General features: G+C 69.6%; 17 protein-coding genes and 4 tRNA genes. 10 read left to right on the forward strand and 11 right to left on the reverse strand.

Annotated features, from left to right (window positions below):
- Positions 1 to 318: 318 nt before the first annotated feature.
- Positions 319 to 882: a dihydrofolate reductase family protein gene (locus AB0C16_RS16775; RefSeq protein ID WP_357683582.1), complete on the forward strand. Its 564-nt coding sequence runs from the start codon at positions 319 to 321 to the stop codon at positions 880 to 882.
- A gap of 32 nt (positions 883 to 914) precedes the next feature.
- On the opposite strand, the gene AB0C16_RS16780 is transcribed toward AB0C16_RS16775, so the two are convergent.
- The 3 genes from AB0C16_RS16780 to AB0C16_RS16790 all read right to left on the reverse strand — a co-directional run bounded on the left by AB0C16_RS16780 (position 915) and on the right by AB0C16_RS16790 (position 3,236).
- Complete coding sequence (locus tag AB0C16_RS16780; RefSeq protein WP_357683584.1) at positions 915 to 1,619, reverse strand: hypothetical protein; 705 nt, start codon at positions 1,617 to 1,619, stop codon at positions 915 to 917.
- 328 nt (positions 1,620 to 1,947) lie between these two features.
- A tRNA-Lys gene (locus AB0C16_RS16785) sits at positions 1,948 to 2,023 on the reverse strand.
- 58 nt (positions 2,024 to 2,081) lie between these two features.
- A complete protein-coding gene (locus AB0C16_RS16790; RefSeq protein ID WP_357683587.1) occupies positions 2,082 to 3,236 on the reverse strand; it encodes an acyl-CoA dehydrogenase family protein in 1,155 nt (384 codons plus the stop codon).
- Between the two features lie 93 nt (positions 3,237 to 3,329).
- On the opposite strand from AB0C16_RS16790, the gene AB0C16_RS16795 reads away from it, so the two are divergent.
- Positions 3,330 to 3,629, forward strand: a complete 300-nt coding sequence (locus AB0C16_RS16795) for a PspC domain-containing protein (RefSeq protein ID WP_357683589.1) — start codon at positions 3,330 to 3,332, stop codon at positions 3,627 to 3,629.
- Here AB0C16_RS16795 and AB0C16_RS16800 read toward each other — a convergent pair whose 3' ends face one another.
- Together AB0C16_RS16800 and AB0C16_RS16805 are read right to left on the reverse strand one after the other, a co-directional pair.
- Positions 3,630 to 4,913 (reverse strand): MFS transporter, encoded by a 1,284-nt coding sequence (locus AB0C16_RS16800; RefSeq protein ID WP_357683592.1) that lies wholly within the window; start codon positions 4,911 to 4,913, stop codon positions 3,630 to 3,632. It abuts the gene before it with no gap.
- Positions 4,914 to 5,022: 109 nt separating this feature from the next.
- Entirely contained in the window at positions 5,023 to 5,364 is a 342-nt protein-coding gene (locus tag AB0C16_RS16805) for a metallopeptidase family protein (RefSeq protein WP_357683595.1), read from the reverse strand.
- 42 nt (positions 5,365 to 5,406) lie between these two features.
- On the opposite strand from AB0C16_RS16805, the gene AB0C16_RS16810 reads away from it, so the two are divergent.
- From AB0C16_RS16810 to AB0C16_RS16825, 4 genes are all read left to right on the forward strand, one after another.
- Positions 5,407 to 6,966, forward strand: coding sequence for a metallophosphoesterase (locus AB0C16_RS16810; protein WP_357683598.1), 1,560 nt, complete (start codon positions 5,407 to 5,409; stop codon positions 6,964 to 6,966).
- A tRNA-Glu gene (locus tag AB0C16_RS16815) sits at positions 6,966 to 7,038 on the forward strand. The genes AB0C16_RS16810 and AB0C16_RS16815 overlap by 1 nt, the downstream gene beginning before the upstream one ends.
- An 81-nt stretch (positions 7,039 to 7,119) precedes the next feature.
- Positions 7,120 to 7,194, forward strand: a tRNA-Asp gene (locus AB0C16_RS16820).
- 5 nt (positions 7,195 to 7,199) lie between these two features.
- Positions 7,200 to 7,273, forward strand: a tRNA-Phe gene (locus AB0C16_RS16825).
- A gap of 257 nt (positions 7,274 to 7,530) precedes the next feature.
- Here the strand turns inward: AB0C16_RS16825 and AB0C16_RS16830 are convergent.
- Positions 7,531 to 8,547: a helix-turn-helix domain-containing protein gene (locus AB0C16_RS16830; RefSeq protein WP_357683600.1), complete on the reverse strand. Its 1,017-nt coding sequence runs from the start codon at positions 8,545 to 8,547 to the stop codon at positions 7,531 to 7,533.
- Between the two features lie 127 nt (positions 8,548 to 8,674).
- Between AB0C16_RS16830 and AB0C16_RS16835 the strand changes: the two genes are divergently transcribed.
- Both AB0C16_RS16835 and AB0C16_RS16840 read left to right on the forward strand, forming a co-directional pair.
- Positions 8,675 to 9,559 carry an NAD(P)-binding domain-containing protein gene (locus tag AB0C16_RS16835; RefSeq protein WP_357683603.1) on the forward strand — a complete coding sequence of 295 codons (885 nt, stop codon included), beginning with the start codon at positions 8,675 to 8,677 and terminating at the stop codon, positions 9,557 to 9,559.
- 38 nt (positions 9,560 to 9,597) lie between these two features.
- A complete protein-coding gene (locus tag AB0C16_RS16840; RefSeq protein ID WP_357683605.1) occupies positions 9,598 to 10,197 on the forward strand; it encodes a maleylpyruvate isomerase N-terminal domain-containing protein in 600 nt (199 codons plus the stop codon).
- A gap of 671 nt (positions 10,198 to 10,868) precedes the next feature.
- Here the strand turns inward: AB0C16_RS16840 and AB0C16_RS16845 are convergent.
- Positions 10,869 to 11,624 carry a hypothetical protein gene (locus AB0C16_RS16845; protein ID WP_357683607.1) on the reverse strand — a complete coding sequence of 252 codons (756 nt, stop codon included), beginning with the start codon at positions 11,622 to 11,624 and terminating at the stop codon, positions 10,869 to 10,871.
- A gap of 168 nt (positions 11,625 to 11,792) precedes the next feature.
- On the opposite strand from AB0C16_RS16845, the gene AB0C16_RS16850 reads away from it, so the two are divergent.
- Together AB0C16_RS16850 and AB0C16_RS16855 are read left to right on the forward strand one after the other, a co-directional pair.
- Positions 11,793 to 13,568, forward strand: coding sequence for a sensor histidine kinase (locus AB0C16_RS16850; RefSeq protein ID WP_357683610.1), 1,776 nt, complete (start codon positions 11,793 to 11,795; stop codon positions 13,566 to 13,568).
- A complete protein-coding gene (locus AB0C16_RS16855; RefSeq protein ID WP_357683612.1) occupies positions 13,565 to 14,242 on the forward strand; it encodes a response regulator transcription factor in 678 nt (225 codons plus the stop codon). The genes AB0C16_RS16850 and AB0C16_RS16855 overlap by 4 nt, the downstream gene beginning before the upstream one ends.
- Before the next feature lie 84 nt (positions 14,243 to 14,326).
- Here the strand turns inward: AB0C16_RS16855 and AB0C16_RS16860 are convergent, their stop codons facing one another.
- The 4 genes from AB0C16_RS16860 to AB0C16_RS16875 form a co-directional block, all read right to left on the reverse strand.
- Positions 14,327 to 14,632, reverse strand: coding sequence for a hypothetical protein (locus tag AB0C16_RS16860; protein ID WP_357683614.1), 306 nt, complete (start codon positions 14,630 to 14,632; stop codon positions 14,327 to 14,329).
- On the reverse strand, positions 14,629 to 14,973 hold the full coding sequence (locus AB0C16_RS16865) for a hypothetical protein (protein ID WP_357683616.1): 345 nt from the start codon (positions 14,971 to 14,973) through the stop codon (positions 14,629 to 14,631). The genes AB0C16_RS16860 and AB0C16_RS16865 overlap by 4 nt, the downstream gene beginning before the upstream one ends.
- Positions 14,974 to 15,135: 162 nt before the next feature.
- Positions 15,136 to 15,795 (reverse strand): response regulator transcription factor, encoded by a 660-nt coding sequence (locus tag AB0C16_RS16870; RefSeq protein ID WP_357683618.1) that lies wholly within the window; start codon positions 15,793 to 15,795, stop codon positions 15,136 to 15,138.
- A complete protein-coding gene (locus AB0C16_RS16875; RefSeq protein WP_357683620.1) occupies positions 15,792 to 16,976 on the reverse strand; it encodes a histidine kinase in 1,185 nt (394 codons plus the stop codon). The genes AB0C16_RS16870 and AB0C16_RS16875 overlap by 4 nt, the downstream gene beginning before the upstream one ends.
- Positions 16,977 to 17,048 lie beyond the last annotated feature (72 nt).

A 17,048-nucleotide genomic window follows, 5' to 3' on the forward strand; every position in this document is an offset into this window, starting at 1 on the left:
CGCCCGGGGCTCGAACCCGGAACCTACGGACTAAAAGATCCAGTTCGAGCCTTCCGGATCGTTCAATGCAGGTCAGTGGCTGTGTGCGGTCTTCCCAGAACGCTCCTGAACGGCGTGGAACTGCAACAGAAACTGCAACTGGCGACGGCTCCATCCAGCCAGTAGACCGGGCACCGATGACTTCCGGGCGGCAGTGTTGTCTAGAGCATTAGCGACAGGCCACAGACGCCGCGGCCACGCGAGCGCTGCGGCCCGGGACACGCACGCCCCCCCGGCAAGCACGGTCCCCAGACGACCCGAGACCACGGAGTTTTGATCATGCGGAAGCTGATAGCGACAGTGTTCAACTACTCCCTCGACGGCCTCCTCGCCGACGAGGGCACCGAGTTCTGGAAGTTCTGCTTCGACCTGCCCGAAAACCGTGAGCCCGACGACCCGGCGCACCTCGACTTTCTCCAGAGCGCCTACGCGCACATCATGGGCCGCACCGCCTACGAGAGCATCGCCGGGGCCATGACAACGTCCACCGACCACCCGTTCGCCGACATCCTGAACGCCGGCCGCAAGGTCGTCTTCTCCCGGACCCTGAAGACGGCCGACTGGGCCAACACCACTATCGCCGCTGGCGACACGACAGACGAGATCGACAAGCTCAGGCTGGGCGGCGACGGCCACATCGTGGTCTGGGGCGGCGTCAGCCTCTGGCGGTCGCTCATGCGGCTCGACCTGATCGACGAGCTCCAGCTGAGCATGTTCCCCTACGTTTCAGGCGAGGGCACCCGGCTGTTCGACGGCGTCCCCAAGTCCTATCAGCTCGACCTGGTCTCCAGCACCGCCTCCAGCAACGGGCTCGTCTATCTGCAGTACCGGCGACACCGCTAACCCAGCGACCGGACATGCACAACGAGCGGCAGTCACGCGAGCGCCGCTACCTGTCCGAGGAGTCCACGACCCAACTCAAACCAACCAGCGGACACCGGCGGCATCACCGCGATCGACAACGGCAAGTAGACACCGAGGCTCAACCTGAAAACCCACCACTCCTCGGGGCTTTGCCCGCGTTTCCGGTGAGCCAGGGTGAGGAGCGAACCCTGGATCGTCGATCGCCCCCAAGCACGTACGGCGTCCAGCCATGCAGTGGCGATCGTAGGGCTGCATCTGTGCGGCGGCGCGGCAACCCCGGCCGGGGCGTTCGGTTGATACGGCGGGGCCGGCACGCGGCGCCCGGCCCAGGGGTCGGCGATGATGGCGGCGGCTTCGGCGGTCATTCCCGCGGCGAGGATGAGGATGGTTCGGCGGTCCACGTGTGCGTCCAGCCTTCCGGCGATCCAGGCCAGCGTCAGCACGTCCACGTCTTGGGTGTCGTCTTGTTGCCGCTGGCCGACAGCGACTTGTTCCACGCTAAGCAGGGCACTTGTTGGTGTCCCATCCCTCGGCGTGTGCGGCGAAGCGGGACACCGGTGATGACGTGGGGGCAGGCCGAGAGTCAGGCGGGCGGGGTTGGGCATGCGCAGGCCCTCGGCGACGCGTTCGAAGACGTCCAGTGAGGTGACCTGGACGGAGCCCTTCATGATCTCGCTGACCTTGGTCAGCCGATACAACGACCGGTTCTGCCGCATCTGCGGGCATCTGCCGTTTCCCTTGCGTCCTTGGACTGCCGGTGACTACACGCTCACGTTTCGAAGTTATCCCGTCAAGGGATAGCGCACATCCGGCAGAGAGATTCCGCCTCGGGATGGGCTGCGTAAGCGCAGGTGAAGACCCTTGATCCATGACTGGCAAGGGAGAGCCGACGATCACGAGGTGCCGGGCCTGCAGAGGCTCCATTCCGCGTATATTCCGCGATGACTGGCACACGCCTGCTTCCGGCGGCATCCACCTGCCTGCGGGGCACGAGCGGTACCAGCAAGAAAGCCCAGCTCAGCGGCGGGATTCGAGGGTGTGAAGTGGTAGGGCGCCCGGGGCTCGAACCCGGAACCTACGGATTAAAAGTCCGCAGCTCTGCCAATTGAGCTAACGCCCCCTGCAACAGCAAGGGTACAGAGATTACCGCCCTCCACGCGACGCACTTCCCGCCCCCCTCAGCGGTAAGCGGACAGCCCGGTCAGCGCCTCGCCCAGCACCAGCGTGTGGATCTCCTGAGTGCCCTCGTATGTCAGCACACTCTCCAGATTGTTCATGTGCCTGATCACAGGGTACTCCAGCGTGATCCCGTTGCCCCCGAGGATCGATCGTGCCTGCCGGGCGATGTCCAGCGCGGCGCGTACGTTGGCCAGTTTGCCGAAGCTGATCTGCCGCGGCTCCAGTTGCCCCGCGTCCTTCAGCTGCCCCAGGTGCAACGCGGTCAGCCCGGCCTGGGCCACCCCTACGTACATCCACGCCAGCTTCTCCTGCGTCAGCTGGAACGCCCCGATCGGCTTGTCGAACTGCACGCGCGTCTTGGCGTACGAGACCGCGGCCTCCAGGCACGCGCGAGCGGCCCCCACGACCCCCCAGATGATCCCGAACCGCGCCTCCGACAGGCACGACAGCGGCCCCTTCAGCCCGGAGACGCCGGGGAGCACGGCGGAGGCCGGGAGCCGGACGTCGTCGAAGTAGAGGGAAGAGGTGACGGATGCCCTCAGGGACAGTTTCTTGTGGATCTCAGGGGCGGAGAACCCCGGGGCGTCGGTGGGCACGACGAAGCCGCGGATCCCGTCGTCGGTCTGCGCCCACACCACGGCCACGTCGGCGATGGAGCCGTTGGTGATCCACATCTTGGAGCCGTTGAGCACCCAGTCGGACCCGTCGCGCTTGGCGTGGGTGCGCATGTTGGCGGGGTCGGAGCCGTGGTCGGGCTCGGTGAGGCCGAAGCAGCCGATCGCCTCGCCGGCCGCCATCCGGGGCAGCCACTCGTCCTTCTGCTCGTCGGAGCCGTACCGCCAGATGGGGAACATCGCCAGCGAGCCCTGCACCGACACGAACGACCGCAGGCCGGAGTCGGCGGCCTCCAGCTCGCGGCAGGCCACGCCGTACGAGATGGCGTCCGTGCCCGCGCAGCCGTAGCCCTCGAGGTGCATGCCGAGCAGGCCCAGCGCGCCCAGTTGGGGCGCGAGCTCGCGCGCCGGGAAGGTGGCCTTCTCGAACCAGTCGCCCACGTACGGCAGGACGCGGTCGGCCACGAAGGAGCTGACGGTGTCGCGGATCAGCCTCTGGTCACCGCTGAGCCGGTCGTCGAGGCGCAGCAGGTCGTCCATCGCGGATCCTCTCCTCGAAAGTAAGGGGCTACCAGGGTTGTACCAGGGGCAATCCTGATGTGCGAACACCGGGTTCAGGGGCAGGCTTGAGGCATGAACGAACAGAACATCAAGCAACTGCGCAGGACCCACAACGGCCGGATCATCGCCGGCGTCTGCTCGGGCGTCGGACAGTACGTCGGCATCGACGCCAACCTCATCCGCATCGGGCTCGCCATCGCGACGCTGTTCGGCGGTGTCGGGATCGGTGTGTACGCGATCGCCTGGCTCCTCATGCCCGAGGAGGGCAAGGACACCTCGATCATCCAGGACCTGCTGAGCAAGCAGCAGAGCAAATCCAACTGGCAGGGCAACACCGACACGTGGGGTGACGAGCAGAAGCCGCAGCAGTGATCAGGCGGTGGCCTGCGCACTCCCGCGGGCGGCACTCTCCTCACGGGACTCGGCCCAGATCATGGCGAGCACGGCCGCACACGTCACCCCCATGACGCCGGCCAGCGCGACCACGGGCTCCGGGCCGAGTCTCTCCGCGGCCAGCCCGCCGGCCAGGATGCCGATGCCCTGCGCGGCCATCAACCCCGCATGCACGAGACCGAACGCCTGGCCGCGCCGCTCGGCGGGCACGCGCTGGACGAACGCGGCGTTCGCGGCCAGTTGGTAGGCCCCTCCGATGCCCGACACGACCCACGCCACCAGCACCACGGCGAGCGGTGGCCGCATCGCGGTCACGACCAGCGGCAGGCAGCTGAGCATGGCCAGCCAGCCCATCATCCGCAGCCGCCCCGACGGCGACACGAACCTGCTGAACAGGAACGCCCCCAGCACGGTCCCCGTCGGCATCGCGGCCATCAGCAATCCCGTGATCACCGGCACGGGCAGCGCGCCCGTGTAGAGCGCGGCGGCGTACGGGGCGGCGATGCCCTCCGGCAGGATGTAGAAGCCGCAGAGCCAGGCGAACAGCACGAGCGTGCGCAGCTTCCGGTCACCGAAGACCAGCCGCGCTCCCGCTCTCGTCATCGTCCACATGGACGGCTTGGCTCCGTCGCCGCTCGCGGCCGGCCGTCGCCGTACACCGGTGACCAGGATCAGTGCCGAGCCCAGGAACGTGGCCGCGTCGAGCGCGAGGGCCCGGTAGGGGCCCATGGTGGCGATCATCGCGCCGCCCGCCGCGAAGCCGAGCATCTGTACGGCCTGGTTCGTCATGTTCTGCAACGCCGAGCCGGCGACGTAGCGGTCGCCCTCCAGCACCTCCGGCAACAGCGCGGCACGGGCGGCCGAGAACGGCGCGCTGAGCAGCACCACGAAGAACACCAGCACGCACAGCACCGGGAACGGCACACCGGGCAGCGCCATCACCGCGACGAGCGCCGCGCGGATCAGGTCGCAGATCAGCATGACGCCCCTGCGCGCGAACCGGTCGGCCAGGCCCGCCAGGAGGGGGCCGCCGAGGATCGATGGCAGGTAGGTCAGCGCGTAGACCGAGGCGGTCGCGAACGCCGACCCCGTACGGTCGTAGACGAGCACGGCCAGTGCCACCTGCGCGAGCTGGTCGCCGAGCAGCGACAGGCTCTGGCCGTACCAAAGTGCGCGAAACTCCCTGATGGCGATGACCTCGCCATAGGTGGCTTGACGTTCTAGATCACGGCGGTGCCGCCCTGGCAGCCGTCGCGTCCGCATGGCCCCCATTGGACTCCGCTGTGCCTGACTCAGAGTGTTCAGTATGTCACCTAAGGTGCCTGAACACTTGGCAGGCCGCAACCCAAAGCAGTCAACCCGCCGCGAGCGGTTACCAGCCCAGCTCGTGCAGCCTGGCGTCGTCGATGCCGAAGTGGTGGCCGACCTCGTGGACGACGGTGATGCGCACTTCGTCGATGACATCCGCTTCGGTATCGCAGATCTGGCATATCGGATTGCGGTAGATCTCGATCCGGTCGGGCAGAACTCCTGAGTACCAGTCGCCGCGTTCGGTGAGGGGGACGCCGGTGTACAGGCCCAACAGGTGGGGTTCGGGCGGATCGTCGACCACCGTGACGACGACATTGCTCATCACACGGGTCAGCTCTGGAGGAATCGTGTCCAACGCCTCGGCCACCAGCTCCTCGAACTTCTCCCGCGAAACCTCAATCACCCTTGCCATTCTGCCCCGCTGGTCAGGTAAGTAAGAAACTGTATGAAGTTCGTCGACAGGTTGACCGCCGTTGTCCAGTCACGCCTGGCCAGAGCCCTGGTCGTGCTCCTGGTCGCCGCCATCGGCGCGTGGCTGGGCATCTTCCTCAGCGGCACTCTCAGCGCCCAGGTGGGCCCCGTCGAGACCGGCATGTCGCTCCGTCCCGCCTGGGACGGCGAGACCGTCGTCGACGCCAGCCCGCTCGGCACGCTCACGTTCAACACCCACGACGCCCCGCTGCGACTCCGCATCACACTCGAGAACATCGACCAGGAACGTGCCAAGACCCTGTTGGAGGACCCGCGCCTGGCCGACCGGCTCCCCGAGATCATCGAACGCGACCTGCTCGACGGCGCGCGCGCCCTGATCATCCGCTCGCTCCTGTGCGCGGGGGCGGGCGCGCTGATCGCCGTCCTGATGGTGTTCCGGCGCCCGCGCGTCGCGCTGCTCGGCCTGGTGGCCGCCTCCGTGGCCCTCGCCGCCACCGGCGCGCTCGCCGCCCTCACCTTCCGCCCGAACTCCCTGGTCGAGCCCCGCTACACCGGCCTGGTCGCCGCCGCGCCGTCCCTGGTCGGCAGCGCCGAGTCGATCGTGACCAAGTTCGAGTCGTACCGCTCCCAGCTCACCAAGCTCGTGACGAACGTCTCAAAGCTGTACGACACGGTCTCGACCCTGCCCGTGTACGACGCCGATCCCCGCTCCATCCGGGTGCTCCACGTCTCCGACATCCACATCAACCCGATCGCCTGGAACGTCATCCGGTCCCTGAAGGAACAGTTCGCCGTCGACCTGATCATCGACACGGGCGACATCTCCGACCACGGCACCAAGGCCGAGAACAAGTTCGTCGAGGAGATCGGCCGCCTCGGTGTGCCGTACGTCTTCATCCGCGGCAACCACGACTCGATGGTCACCCAGAAGGCGGTCGCCGCCCAGAAGAACGCCATCGTCCTGGACGACAAGACCCAGACTGTGGCCGGCCTGAGGATCTACGGCCTCGGCGATCCGCGCTTCACTCCCGACAAGTCTGTGGCGGCCGACTCGGACCCGAACGCCCTGGCACAGTTCGGTCGTTCCCATCTCGGCAGTCTCGACCAACCCGACCTCGTCGCCGTCCACGACTCGCTGATCGGCCGCGGCTTCTCCGGCGCGACCCCGATGGTGCTGGCCGGCCACGCCCACGCCCGCTCCACCAGCGTGCTCCCCACCGGCACCCGCGTACTCGTCCAGGGGTCCACGGGCGGCGCCGGTCTGCGCGCGCTCGAGCACGCCGAGCCCACCCCCGTGCAGGCCTCGGTTCTGTACTTCGACAAGGAGACCAAACGGCTCCAGGCCTGGGACGACATCACGCTCGGCGGGCTGGGGGAGCAGTCGGCGTACATCCAGCGTCACGTGGAGGAGAACCCTGGACGTATGATTTCTCCAGAGCCAACGAACGCCCCGTCGCCAACGGGATCCGTGAGTGGCACGCCAACGCCGGCCGCGGGTCCGCCACTTTGGCATCAGGGGCGATCGTCCCCTATGCTTCAGAGGTCTCCGACGGAAGGCGACCGGGAATCCTAGCCCCCATCGTCTAGCGGCCTAGGACACCGCCCTTTCAAGGCGGCGGCACGGGTTCGAATCCCGTTGGGGGCACGGCGAGCGTATAGCGTTACTGGGAAAACGGTTGGTCGAAGACCACCGGAAGACTGGTAAGCTAAGCGAGTCGCAAAGCAAGGTCCTGTAGAGCAGTTTGGAGTGCTCGCCACCCTGTCAAGGTGGAGGTCGCGGGTTCAAGTCCCGTCAGGACCGCTTTTGGTCAGGTAGCTCAGTTGGTACGAGCGTCCGCCTGAAAAGCGGAAGGTCGGCGGTTCGACCCCGCCCCTGACCACATCATGTGACCAGCAAAGATGCCCCGGACGGATCAACGTTTGAGGCTTTTTGATCTCTGGTGACAGCAGCCCTGACGACAACGCGCTCAGTTTCGTGAACTCACTGTGGTTCTGGAGGTTCGCTTAACTGGCGTTGTCATCCGATGCTCGCTCTCGAACTTCGAGAGGCCCAGAGCCGGGCCGCTCGCCATGCCGTCAAGGTGGGCTCGATCAACGCCCTGCCCGCCCGCCCCGATACGGGCGAATCAGACCTCTCTCAGAGGGCGGAGGGGGATGACTCGGGCATCGTCCGGGGAAAGGCCCGTCGGTAGTCGCTCGGCGATATCCCGATGTGCCTGAGGAAGTGGCGGCGGAGGTTGTTGGCCGTGCCCAGCCCGCTGAGCTCCCCGATCTTCTCGACCGGGAGGTCGGTCGATTCCAGCAAGATTCGGGCCCGTCCCAGGCGCTGGAAGAGGAGCCACTGCAGAGGGGTCGTCCCGGTGGCCGCCTGGAGCCGCCGGTAGAACGTGCGAGGGCTCATCGCGGCCCTCTGCGCCAGGTCATGCACCGTCAGCGGCTGGTCCAGCTGAGCTCGGGCCCAGTCCAGTACGGGAGCCAGTCCCTCGTCGTCTTCGGCGGGCACGGACACGTCGATGAACTGCGCCTGGCCGCCGGGCCGGTGGGCGGGCACCACCATCCGGCGGGCCATCTGGTTGGCGACGTGCGCGCCGAGGTCGCGTCGTACCAGGTGGAGGCAGAGGTCGAGTCCTGCGGTCAGGCCGGCGCTGGTGAGTACGTCACCGTCGTCGACGTAGAGCACCGAGTCGTCGACATGTACCTTCGGGTAGCGCTCGGCCAGCAGAGCGGTGTGCATCCAGTGTGCTGTCGCGGGACGCCCGTCGAGCAGCCCCGCTTCGGCGAGCGCGAAGGCGCCGGTGCACAGGGAGACCATGCGGGCGCCCCCGTCGTAGGCCCGGCGCAGGGCCGTGATCAGCGCCTGTGGCAGCGGTTTCCCCTCTTCGATACAGGAGTCGGGCACCGAAGGCACGATGACCGTGTCGGCGCCGACCAGGTCGTCGAGTCCATACCGAGTCTGCAGCACCAGCCCGGAGTCGGCCGGCGCGGCGTCCCCCGGCCGTTCCCCCGTCCCGCACAGTCGCAGGTCGTACCAGGGGTCGGCCAGATCGGACTGCGGCTTGCCGAAGACGGTGCAGGGGATGCTCAACTCGTACAGGTCCCACGAGGGGACTCCGATCTCCTCGGACACGACCACGGCCACGGAACCTGCGCTCATGCCTTGAAGGGTATGGCAGGAATTTGGTGGTGATCGTCATCAGTGTCACTGTTCCCAGCCGCCGCATGCTGCGAGTGTGGTCTGCGAGTGATCAACCTTCACGTGCGGATGTACAAGGAGTTGTGGCATGAAAACCGACCGCCAAGCCGTCACTGTCGTCGGACTGGGCTTGATGGGCTCGGCCCTGGCCGGTGCGTTGCTGGACCACGGGCACCCGACCACGGTGTGGAATCGCTCCGAGCACAAGGCCCGGCCGCTGGTCGACAGGGGCGCCGGTCTGGCCGCGACGCCTCGGGAGGCGATCGAGGCGAGCCGACTCATCGTCGCCTGCGTACTGGACTACGAGGCACTGCACACCGTCCTCGAACCCGTCGCCGGATCCCTCTCGGGCAAGGTCCTGGTCAACCTCACCTCCGGCTCCCCCGAGCAGGCTCACAAGTTCGCCGCATGGGCCGGCTCCCACGGCGCCGACTATCTCGACGGCGCGATCATGACCACCCCGCCCGGCGTCGGCAGTCCCGAGATGATGTTCCTCTACAGCGGTCCGCGCGTGGTCTTCGAAGCTCACCGCTCGACCCTGGCGGCTCTGGGCGACCCCCTGCATCTGGGCACCGACCCCGGTCTGGCCTCTCTCTACGATGCCGCCCTGCTCGGCCTGATGTGGTCCACCATGACCGGCTGGCTGCACGGCGCCGCACTGGTCGGCGCGGAGAAGACACCAGCCGCGGTCTTCACTCCCATTGCGATCCGCTGGCTGACCGCCGTGGCCGGTTTCCTCAGCGCCTACGCGCCACAGGTGGACGCCGGCCGCTACCCCGGCGACGACGCCACCATCGATGTGCAGATTGCGGCCATCGACCACCTCCTCCACGCTGCGGAGGCCCGAGGCGTCGACAACGCCCTGCCCGAACTCCTGAAGTCGGTCATGGAGCGGGCCAAGGCCGCCGGCCACGGCTCCGACAGCTACGCGAGCGTGATCGAGGTCCTGAGGGAACCGGCGGACGGCCGATGACTGGGACACCGACGACCACCGATCCCACGCCGGACCCGATGCCTACCGATACCGCCACCGTCACGCCATGGACGGACCTGCTGACGACCGCCGCCGACGACTGTTCGGCCGTTCTCCTCAAGGGAGCCGACCAGGACTGGTCACGCCCCGCCCAGGACCTCGACTGGACCTGTCGTCAGACCCTCGACCATCTCGCCCTCGGACTGGTCGGCTACGCCGGCCTGCTCATCGCCCAGCCCGACGACCGCTACATCACCCTCTTCGCCTCGCTCGACCCCCAGGCCCCGATCCCCGACTGCCTGGACGGGCTCGGCATCGCCGCTTCCCTCCTCACCTCCACCGTCCGCGGCACGGCCGCCCACGTGCGCGCCTGGCACCCGTGGGGCCACTCCGACGCTGCCGGATTCGCCGCCATGGGAATTACCGAACTGATCGTCCACACCTACGACATCACCCGCGTCCTCGGCCTTTCCTGGGCCATGCCCGACAACCTCAGCAGCGCAGTCCTCGCCCGCCTCTTCCCCGACGCCCCGTCAGGGTACGGCCCGTCCGACACCCTGCTGTGGTGCACGGGCCGTATCGGGCTGCCCGGACGGGCCCGACGCGGGGAATGGCAGTGGGCCGGAACCGTCCGCTGAGCCGTCGGCATCGCGGCTGCGCCAGTTCGCTTCGGGGCTTTCGTGTCTCGGACGACAGCGCTGCCGACAACGGTGGCTACGAAGCCGAAGACCAGGTGCTTGCCGCCTGGACTGGGCTGGTGCTGCCGGTCGCTGGGTGGCTGGCTTGCTGCCGGTGTAGACACCCGACTGACGACCCATGGTGTCCGGCCGCCAAGCCTGCGGCTGTTCGCCTGGGCGGGTGTCGTCATACGCCATCTTCCGGCGGTCCGGAGGAGAGTGATGACGGCAACCCTGACGGCAACGTCAGCCACCATGGGCGAGCCGGTAGCACCAACGGCAGCTGTCCTGCTCGTGGTCACGATGGCCCAGTACGCCGATCGCCACACCTGAAAAGCGGAAGGTCGGCGGTTCGACCCCGCCCCTGACCACCTCAACTGACCAGCAAGAATGCCCCGTTCCGATCTCGGACGGGGCGTTTTTTATTGGGCCTGACGACAGCGCTGACGACAACATCCCCGTTCGGCCTGGACCTGACGACGAAAAGAAAAGGGCCTCACAGCGCTGCGCCGGGTTCCTGAGCCGCCCGAACTCGGCCTGTGCGGGTCGAGGAGCGGCGCGTGCGCCGCGTCTCGAGACCCAGCCGTCGGTTTCGATACGCGCCTGCGGCGCTACTCGACCCACGCAGCGCGTCAGCCGAGCGCGATCGACGCCCCTGCCACGACGGTGTACGCCGTCACCGCGGCCAGGATGATCGCGAGCGTGCGCCAGCTCTCGCGGGCGCGGAGGCACTGCGCCCCGCCGAGCGCGAACGCGAGGCCGAGCAGCACGAAGCCGACGACGTCGTCCTCGCGCGGGTTCTCGATGATGCCGCCGGCGAGCCGCCAGACGATCGCGCCGACCGCGATGAGGGCTCCCGCGACGACGAGCGCCCAGAGCGCCGCGAGGAGCAGCCCGCGCGGTCGGTCCTCCGACGCGACACCGCCTGCGGGCAGGCTGCGGCGGTCGGGCGCGAGGAGCACGGTCGGCACGGCGAGCAGCGCGAGCCATCCGACCGCGAAGATCGCGGCGCCGACGAGGTCGTGACCCTGGATGACCGACGAGACCACGCTGGTGATGCCCATCGCCGCGACCATCGCGACGAACCAGGCGGTGAGCGCCGACCGCCGGCGCGGCAGTACGGCGAGGACGATGCCCGCGGCGCCGACCGCGCCCATGACCGCGGCGCTCACGGTGTCGGCCGTCCGGTGCAGTTCCGGCGTGCGGGGCCAGCCGTGGTCTGTGGTGTCGGCGAAGCTCACCCACGGCGTGAGGATCGATAGCCACACGCCGAATCCGACGATGAGCAGCAGCGCGATCGCGGCGACGATGATGCGGAACCCGATGTGGCGACGGACTCGCGTGGGTGACGCGGGCGCGGACGGAAACGCTTCGGCGGACAGGGACATGGGATCTCCTTCGGATCATGAACTGGTGGAAGGGTCGTGCTCGACCAGCGTCGCGGCGCGGGGGCGCCCCGGGACAGGGCGAGGGAACCCGTCGACTCGGGCGATATGCCCGGCCGAACGGGACACTGGCCCCTGGCGTCCCGGGCGCGCGGGCTCCAGACTGATCCCATGTGGGTCCCGAGAGCCGCAGTCGGTGCAGTCGCCGTGCTCGTCGGCGTGGCCGGCCTGGCGGGCGCGGCGGCCGAGGGGTTCGCCACGGCCGCCTACGGCGCCCGGCTCCCCCTCACGCTCGCGCTGGCCGGCACGCTGGTCGGTGTCGGATGGTCCGTCGCCGGTGCGCTCCTCGCCTGGCTCCGCCCCGCCAACGCGATCGGCTGGCTCCTCCTCGTCGTCGGGACCATGACCCAGCTCTCGCTGACCGAGGAGGCGTTCGCCGCGGCCGGATGGCTCGGCCCCGCAGCGCCCGCGGGCGACTGGATGGCACGCGCTCCCGGGCTGGTTCTCACCCTGGTCGGCGGATGGAGCATCATGGCGATGCTGGGCACGTTGCCCGCGTTCTTCCCCACCGGGCGCCCGCCCGGACGTACCTGGTGGTGGCCGGTGGGCGTCGTCGCCCTCGGCGCGGTGCTCATCCAGCTGCACTGGCTCGCGGGGCAGCCGTCGGACGGCCCGCTCGGCGCGGTGTCTTTCGTCGTGTACCTGGCCGGTGCGGCGACGATCTGGGTGCTCGCGATCGTCAGGTTGGCCAGGTCGGCCGCGCCGCGACGCCAGCAGCTCGCGTGGCTGCTCGGCAGCGTCATCCTCATCATCGTGGTGAACTTGCTCGGCGACAGCCTGGTCGCCCAGGTCGCCCAGGTCACGAGCCTGTACCTGCTGCCGGCGGCGATTGCGATCGCGGTGCTGCGCTATCGCCTGCTGGGCATCGACGCGTCACCACGGGCGGATCCGGTGCGGATCGTAGCCGAGATCGGCACGCACGTCGGCGCGCCGGCCGACACCGACGGTGAACTGCTCACCGCGGTACTCGCCGCCGTGCGGCGGTCGGTCGACGCCCCCGGCGCCCGGATCCGCGACGCCTCCCGATCGGTGATCGCGTGCAGCGGCGACCTGCAGCCCGACGCCGAGCTTCCCGCCACGGCGTTCAGCGCCACCCTGGCGGTCGGCGACATGCCGCTCGGCGTGCTCGAGGTCGCGCCGAGATGGCCAGAGGAGGGGTTCGCACGGCGCGAGGAACGGATGCTCGCCGCGCTGGCCGCGCAGGTGGCCGCCGTGCTCCACGCGCGGGGCCTGGCCGAACAGCTGGAAGCGCAGCGGGATGCCGCGATGGACGCCCGCACGTGGGAGCGCGAACGGCTCCGCCACGAGCTGCACGACGGGCTCGGGCCCGCCCTGACGGGGGTGGGACTGGGGCTTGCCGGACTGGAGGACGCGATCCGGGCGTCCAGTGCGACGACTGCGCTGCAGATCACCGGGGTGCTCCGAGCCGAGGTGACCGGGACCGTGTCGGAGGTGCGTCGCATCCTCGACGACCTGCAGCCGGCGGCGCTCGAGGAGCGCGGCTTCGCCGAGGCGATCCGGCGCGGGGTCGTCTCGGTGGCCGCGACCCTGCCGGTCAGCGTGGAGGTCGGTCCGCTGCCCGCGCTGCCGCCGAGGGTGGAGCAGACGGCCTACCGGGTCGTGGCCGAGGCGGTGACCAACGCCGTCCGCCACGCCGGCGCCACGCAACTCGACGTGTGCGTGCGAGGCGACGAGGGCGACAACCTCGTTATCGACGTGCGCGACGACGGCGCAGGATTCGACCCGTCCCGGCCGCCGCGCGGCGGGATCGGCCTGGCCTCGATGCGGGCACGCGCCCGCGAGCTCGGCGGCGAGGTCGCGATCAGCTCGTCGGACGCGGGCACCACGGTGACGCTGAGGGTGCCGACGGCGGTGCGGATCGCATGAGCGCGTCGGTCGATGCACCCGCCCCCGTGCGTCTGGTCGTCGCCGACGACCACCCGATGTTCCGCTTCGGCCTGCACGCGGCGCTGACCTCCTCACCCGACGTCGAAGTCGTCGGTGAGGCCGCTGACGGCGCGGAGCTGGTCCGTCTCGTGGAGGAACTGTCGCCCGAGGTCGCGCTCACCGACCTTGAGATGCCCGGGGTCGACGGGCTCAGTGCCCTCGCCATGCTGACCGCCCGCTTCCCCGACCTCGGGGTGCTCGTGCTGACGATGCACGCCGACGACGAGCGGCTGCTCGCCGCGGTCCGCGCCGGCGCCCGCGGCTACCTGCTCAAGGGCGCGGAGCGCGAGGAGATCACCCGCGCCGTCCTCGTGGTCGCCGCTGGCGGCACCGTATTCGGCGGAGAGGTCGGCCGCCGGATCGCCGCGTACGCGACACGGCCGCTCACCGCCGCGGGCAAGGTCTTCCCAGAGCTCACCGATCGCGAGCACGAGGTGCTCGGCCTCGTGGCGGCAGGGCTCGGCAACCACGAGATCGCGGCCAGGCTCGTCCTCTCCGAGAAGACCGTGCGCAACCATGTCGCCGCCATCCTCGCCAAGCTCCAGGCGCGCGACCGTGCGGCGCTCGTCGCGCGCGCCCGCGACCGCGGACTCGGGCAGCATCCGGTCGAGTGACGTTGTGCGCGGTCGAGGATCGGCGCCTGCGCCGCGTCTCGAGACCTTGCCGTCGGTCTCGAGACGCCTGCGGCGCTACTCGACTCACACAAGTCCGCAGAGGCGGCAACTGCGCGCATGGATCCGGTGCAGGCCATCGAGGAGATCGCGACGCTGCTCGAGGTGCAGCTGGCGCCGCCGTTCAAGGCAAAGGCGTTCCGGCGGGCGGCCGGCGCGATCGCGCCACTGTCGGCAGCGAGTTGTACATACACGACCCATGAGTTCTCGGCCGGCCACTCGAGCGACGCGGACGGGCAGCGCCGCCGAGAGCGCGTTCGGCACCACTGCCCAGTCGCTGGGGACGATGCGCACCCACTGTCCGGTCGCGAAGAGCAGCACCACGTAGCTCACACCGGTGGCCACCCAGAACGCCTCGATCCAGAGGCGGCGAGGCGACGCGGGGCGTGCCCGGTGCGCGGCCAGCGAGTGTTGTCGCGCGTCCAGAACCCGGGCGGGCGGCGCTTGCCGCGCAGCTCGAGGCCAGTCTTCACGAGCAGGGCGAGGAAGAACGCGTTGAGGAAGTGCTGCCAGGCGCGCCACGCGGGGAGGCCGACGGGCGCGCCACCCGGTGGCGCGACCATGCCCGGGTACTCGGCGATGAACGCCTCGACCGCGGGGATGCCGCGGAGCAGGCGTGCGACGACCACCGCGACCACGAGCGCCGCGAGCGCGATGCCGGTGCCCCAGAGCACGCGGATGCGCTGCGCGCTCCACCACGCGGCGGCACGCGAGGGCTTGGTCGCGGTCGCGTCAGATGACGACAGCGGCGGTGTTCTTCTGGCCGGTGCGGACCGGCCAGGCCATCTCCTACGAGGGGTTGGCGACTGCGCTTGTGGCTGCCGACCTGGATCTGATCAGGCACCCTCGCCGGGACGGACCAGCCCGGACTCATAGCCGAGGACTACGGCGTGCACCCGGTCACGCAGGCCGAGCTTGGCGAGTATGCGGGTGATATGCGTCCGGACGGTCGTGGCGGAGATCACCAGCCGGTCGGCGACCTCCTGGTTGTCCAGACCCCGAGCCATCAGCGTGAACACCTCGAGCTCGCGCGCCGTCAGCCGGGAGAACGCAGTCGGCGGGCGGCCCGGCGGCGGGGTGGCGAGGAACCGTTCAATGAGCCTCCGGGTGATGGCCGGCGCGAGCAGCGCCTCGTCACGGACGACGGTCCGGCAGGCATGGACGAGGTCGGGAGGGTCCACGTCCTTGAGAAGAAACCCGCTCGCGCCGGCGCGCAGCGCGTCGTGGACGAGGGCATCGTCGTCGAAGGTGGTGAGTACCAGGACCTTGGCCGTGGCGCTGGCCCTCGCCAGCTCACGCGTCGCGCCGATCCCGTCGAGCACAGGCATCCGGATGTCCATGAGCACGAGGTCCGGTCGGAGCTCGCGGGCGGCAGCGACCGCCTGCCGCCCGTCGGCGGTCTCGCCCACGACCTCGAGATCTTCCTCGGTCTCGAGAATGAGCCGGAACCCGGCACGCACGAGCGACTGGTCGTCGGCCAGCAGGATCCGGATCACGCCGCGCTCACGGCCCGCACCAGGGGCAGCCACGCCCGAACGCGGAAGCCTCCGCCCGGCCGGGGCCCGGCCTCAAGGTCGCCCCCGCACAGCCGGGCCCGCTCCGCCATCCCGATCAGGCCGTAACCGGCCCGCTCGGGCGCCCCGGGCGGGTGTACCCGCGACGCGGGCCGGGTAGCGCCGTCGTCCTCGACCGTGAGACGCACGGCATCCTCATCCACCACCACGAGGGCACGGGTGGGTGCGCCCGTGGCGTGGCGCATGACGTTCGTGAGGGACTCCTGAACGATCCGGTAGGCGGCCAGGTCGACCGCCGACGGCAGCCCGTCGACCGAACCTCTGACTGTCAGCTCAACCGGCACGCCGGCGGCACGCATGTCGTCGGCTAGGTCGCCGAGCCGGGCCAGGGAAGGACGAGGCCCGGCCGCGGGAACGCCATCGAGGCCCAGCAGGAACCGCAGCTCGACGAGCGCGGACTTCGCGGTGGCGCGCACCGAGGCGACCACTGAGCGTGCCGTGCCCGGATCGGACTCCACGATGTGCTCGACCGCGCCGAGCTGGACCACCACCACGCTGACAGTGTGTGCGAGCACGTCGTGCATCTCCCGGGCGATGCGGGAGCGCTCTGCATCCCTCGCCTCACGGGCCCGTTCCTCCCGCTCGTGCTCCAGCTCGCGGGCCAGGCGTCGCAGCTCGGTGATGCGCAGCTGCCGGTCCCGGATGGTGCGGCCCGCGAGCCAGGGCGCGAGCGTGATCAGTCCGGTGAACGCGAAGTCGGCCACTGTCTGTGACGCGGCGAACGGGATCGCGCCCCACACCAGGGCCAGGGCCGCGACCAGGCCGACGAGCGCCCGGCGGAGCGGGGCGTAGACGGCGACCGAGTAGACGGTGAGTATGAGCGCGATCACGGCCGCATAGCCCTGGCTCGTGACGTCCGCGCCCAGGCCCTCCTCGACGAAGAGGGCCGACCACCCGATCAGGACGGCCAGCAGGGGCCGTCGGCGCCGCCACACGACGGGCGCCGTCATGGCGACCGAGACGATCAGCGCCGTCGCGGCGCCGTCCCCGGCCATCACCTGCCCGGCACCGAGCGCGACGAGGACGGCGGCCACCGTGAAGTCCACGAGCCGCGGCCGGGCCCTCAGCCACTGCGCCAGGGCACCGGCGCCGTCGTCGGTCATAGCACGAACCATAGCGGCGCGCTGCCCCGCATCGACCCGGGGAGGTAGGCGCATACGAGCAGGCTCGTATGC

The sequence above is a fragment of the Nonomuraea sp. NPDC048916 genome (assembly GCF_040649575.1).
Classification (GTDB): Bacteria; Actinomycetota; Actinomycetes; order Streptosporangiales; family Streptosporangiaceae; genus Nonomuraea.

Coding starts and splice junctions, on each gene's coding strand:
- AB0C16_RS16775 (WP_357683582.1), top strand. CDS start 319: ATGCGGAAGCTGATAGCGACAGTGTTCAACTACTCCCTCGACGGCCTC.
- AB0C16_RS16780 (WP_357683584.1), bottom strand. CDS start 1,619: ATGCGGCAGAACCGGTCGTTGTATCGGCTGACCAAGGTCAGCGAGATC.
- AB0C16_RS16790 (WP_357683587.1), bottom strand. CDS start 3,236: ATGGACGACCTGCTGCGCCTCGACGACCGGCTCAGCGGTGACCAGAGG.
- AB0C16_RS16795 (WP_357683589.1), top strand. CDS start 3,330: ATGAACGAACAGAACATCAAGCAACTGCGCAGGACCCACAACGGCCGG.
- AB0C16_RS16800 (WP_357683592.1), bottom strand. CDS start 4,913: ATGCGGACGCGACGGCTGCCAGGGCGGCACCGCCGTGATCTAGAACGT.
- AB0C16_RS16810 (WP_357683598.1), top strand. CDS start 5,407: ATGAAGTTCGTCGACAGGTTGACCGCCGTTGTCCAGTCACGCCTGGCC.
- AB0C16_RS16830 (WP_357683600.1), bottom strand. CDS start 8,547: ATGAGCGCAGGTTCCGTGGCCGTGGTCGTGTCCGAGGAGATCGGAGTC.
- AB0C16_RS16835 (WP_357683603.1), top strand. CDS start 8,675: ATGAAAACCGACCGCCAAGCCGTCACTGTCGTCGGACTGGGCTTGATG.
- AB0C16_RS16840 (WP_357683605.1), top strand. CDS start 9,598: ATGCCTACCGATACCGCCACCGTCACGCCATGGACGGACCTGCTGACG.
- AB0C16_RS16845 (WP_357683607.1), bottom strand. CDS start 11,624: ATGTCCCTGTCCGCCGAAGCGTTTCCGTCCGCGCCCGCGTCACCCACG.
- AB0C16_RS16850 (WP_357683610.1), top strand. CDS start 11,793: ATGTGGGTCCCGAGAGCCGCAGTCGGTGCAGTCGCCGTGCTCGTCGGC.
- AB0C16_RS16855 (WP_357683612.1), top strand. CDS start 13,565: ATGAGCGCGTCGGTCGATGCACCCGCCCCCGTGCGTCTGGTCGTCGCC.
- AB0C16_RS16875 (WP_357683620.1), bottom strand. CDS start 16,976: ATGACCGACGACGGCGCCGGTGCCCTGGCGCAGTGGCTGAGGGCCCGG.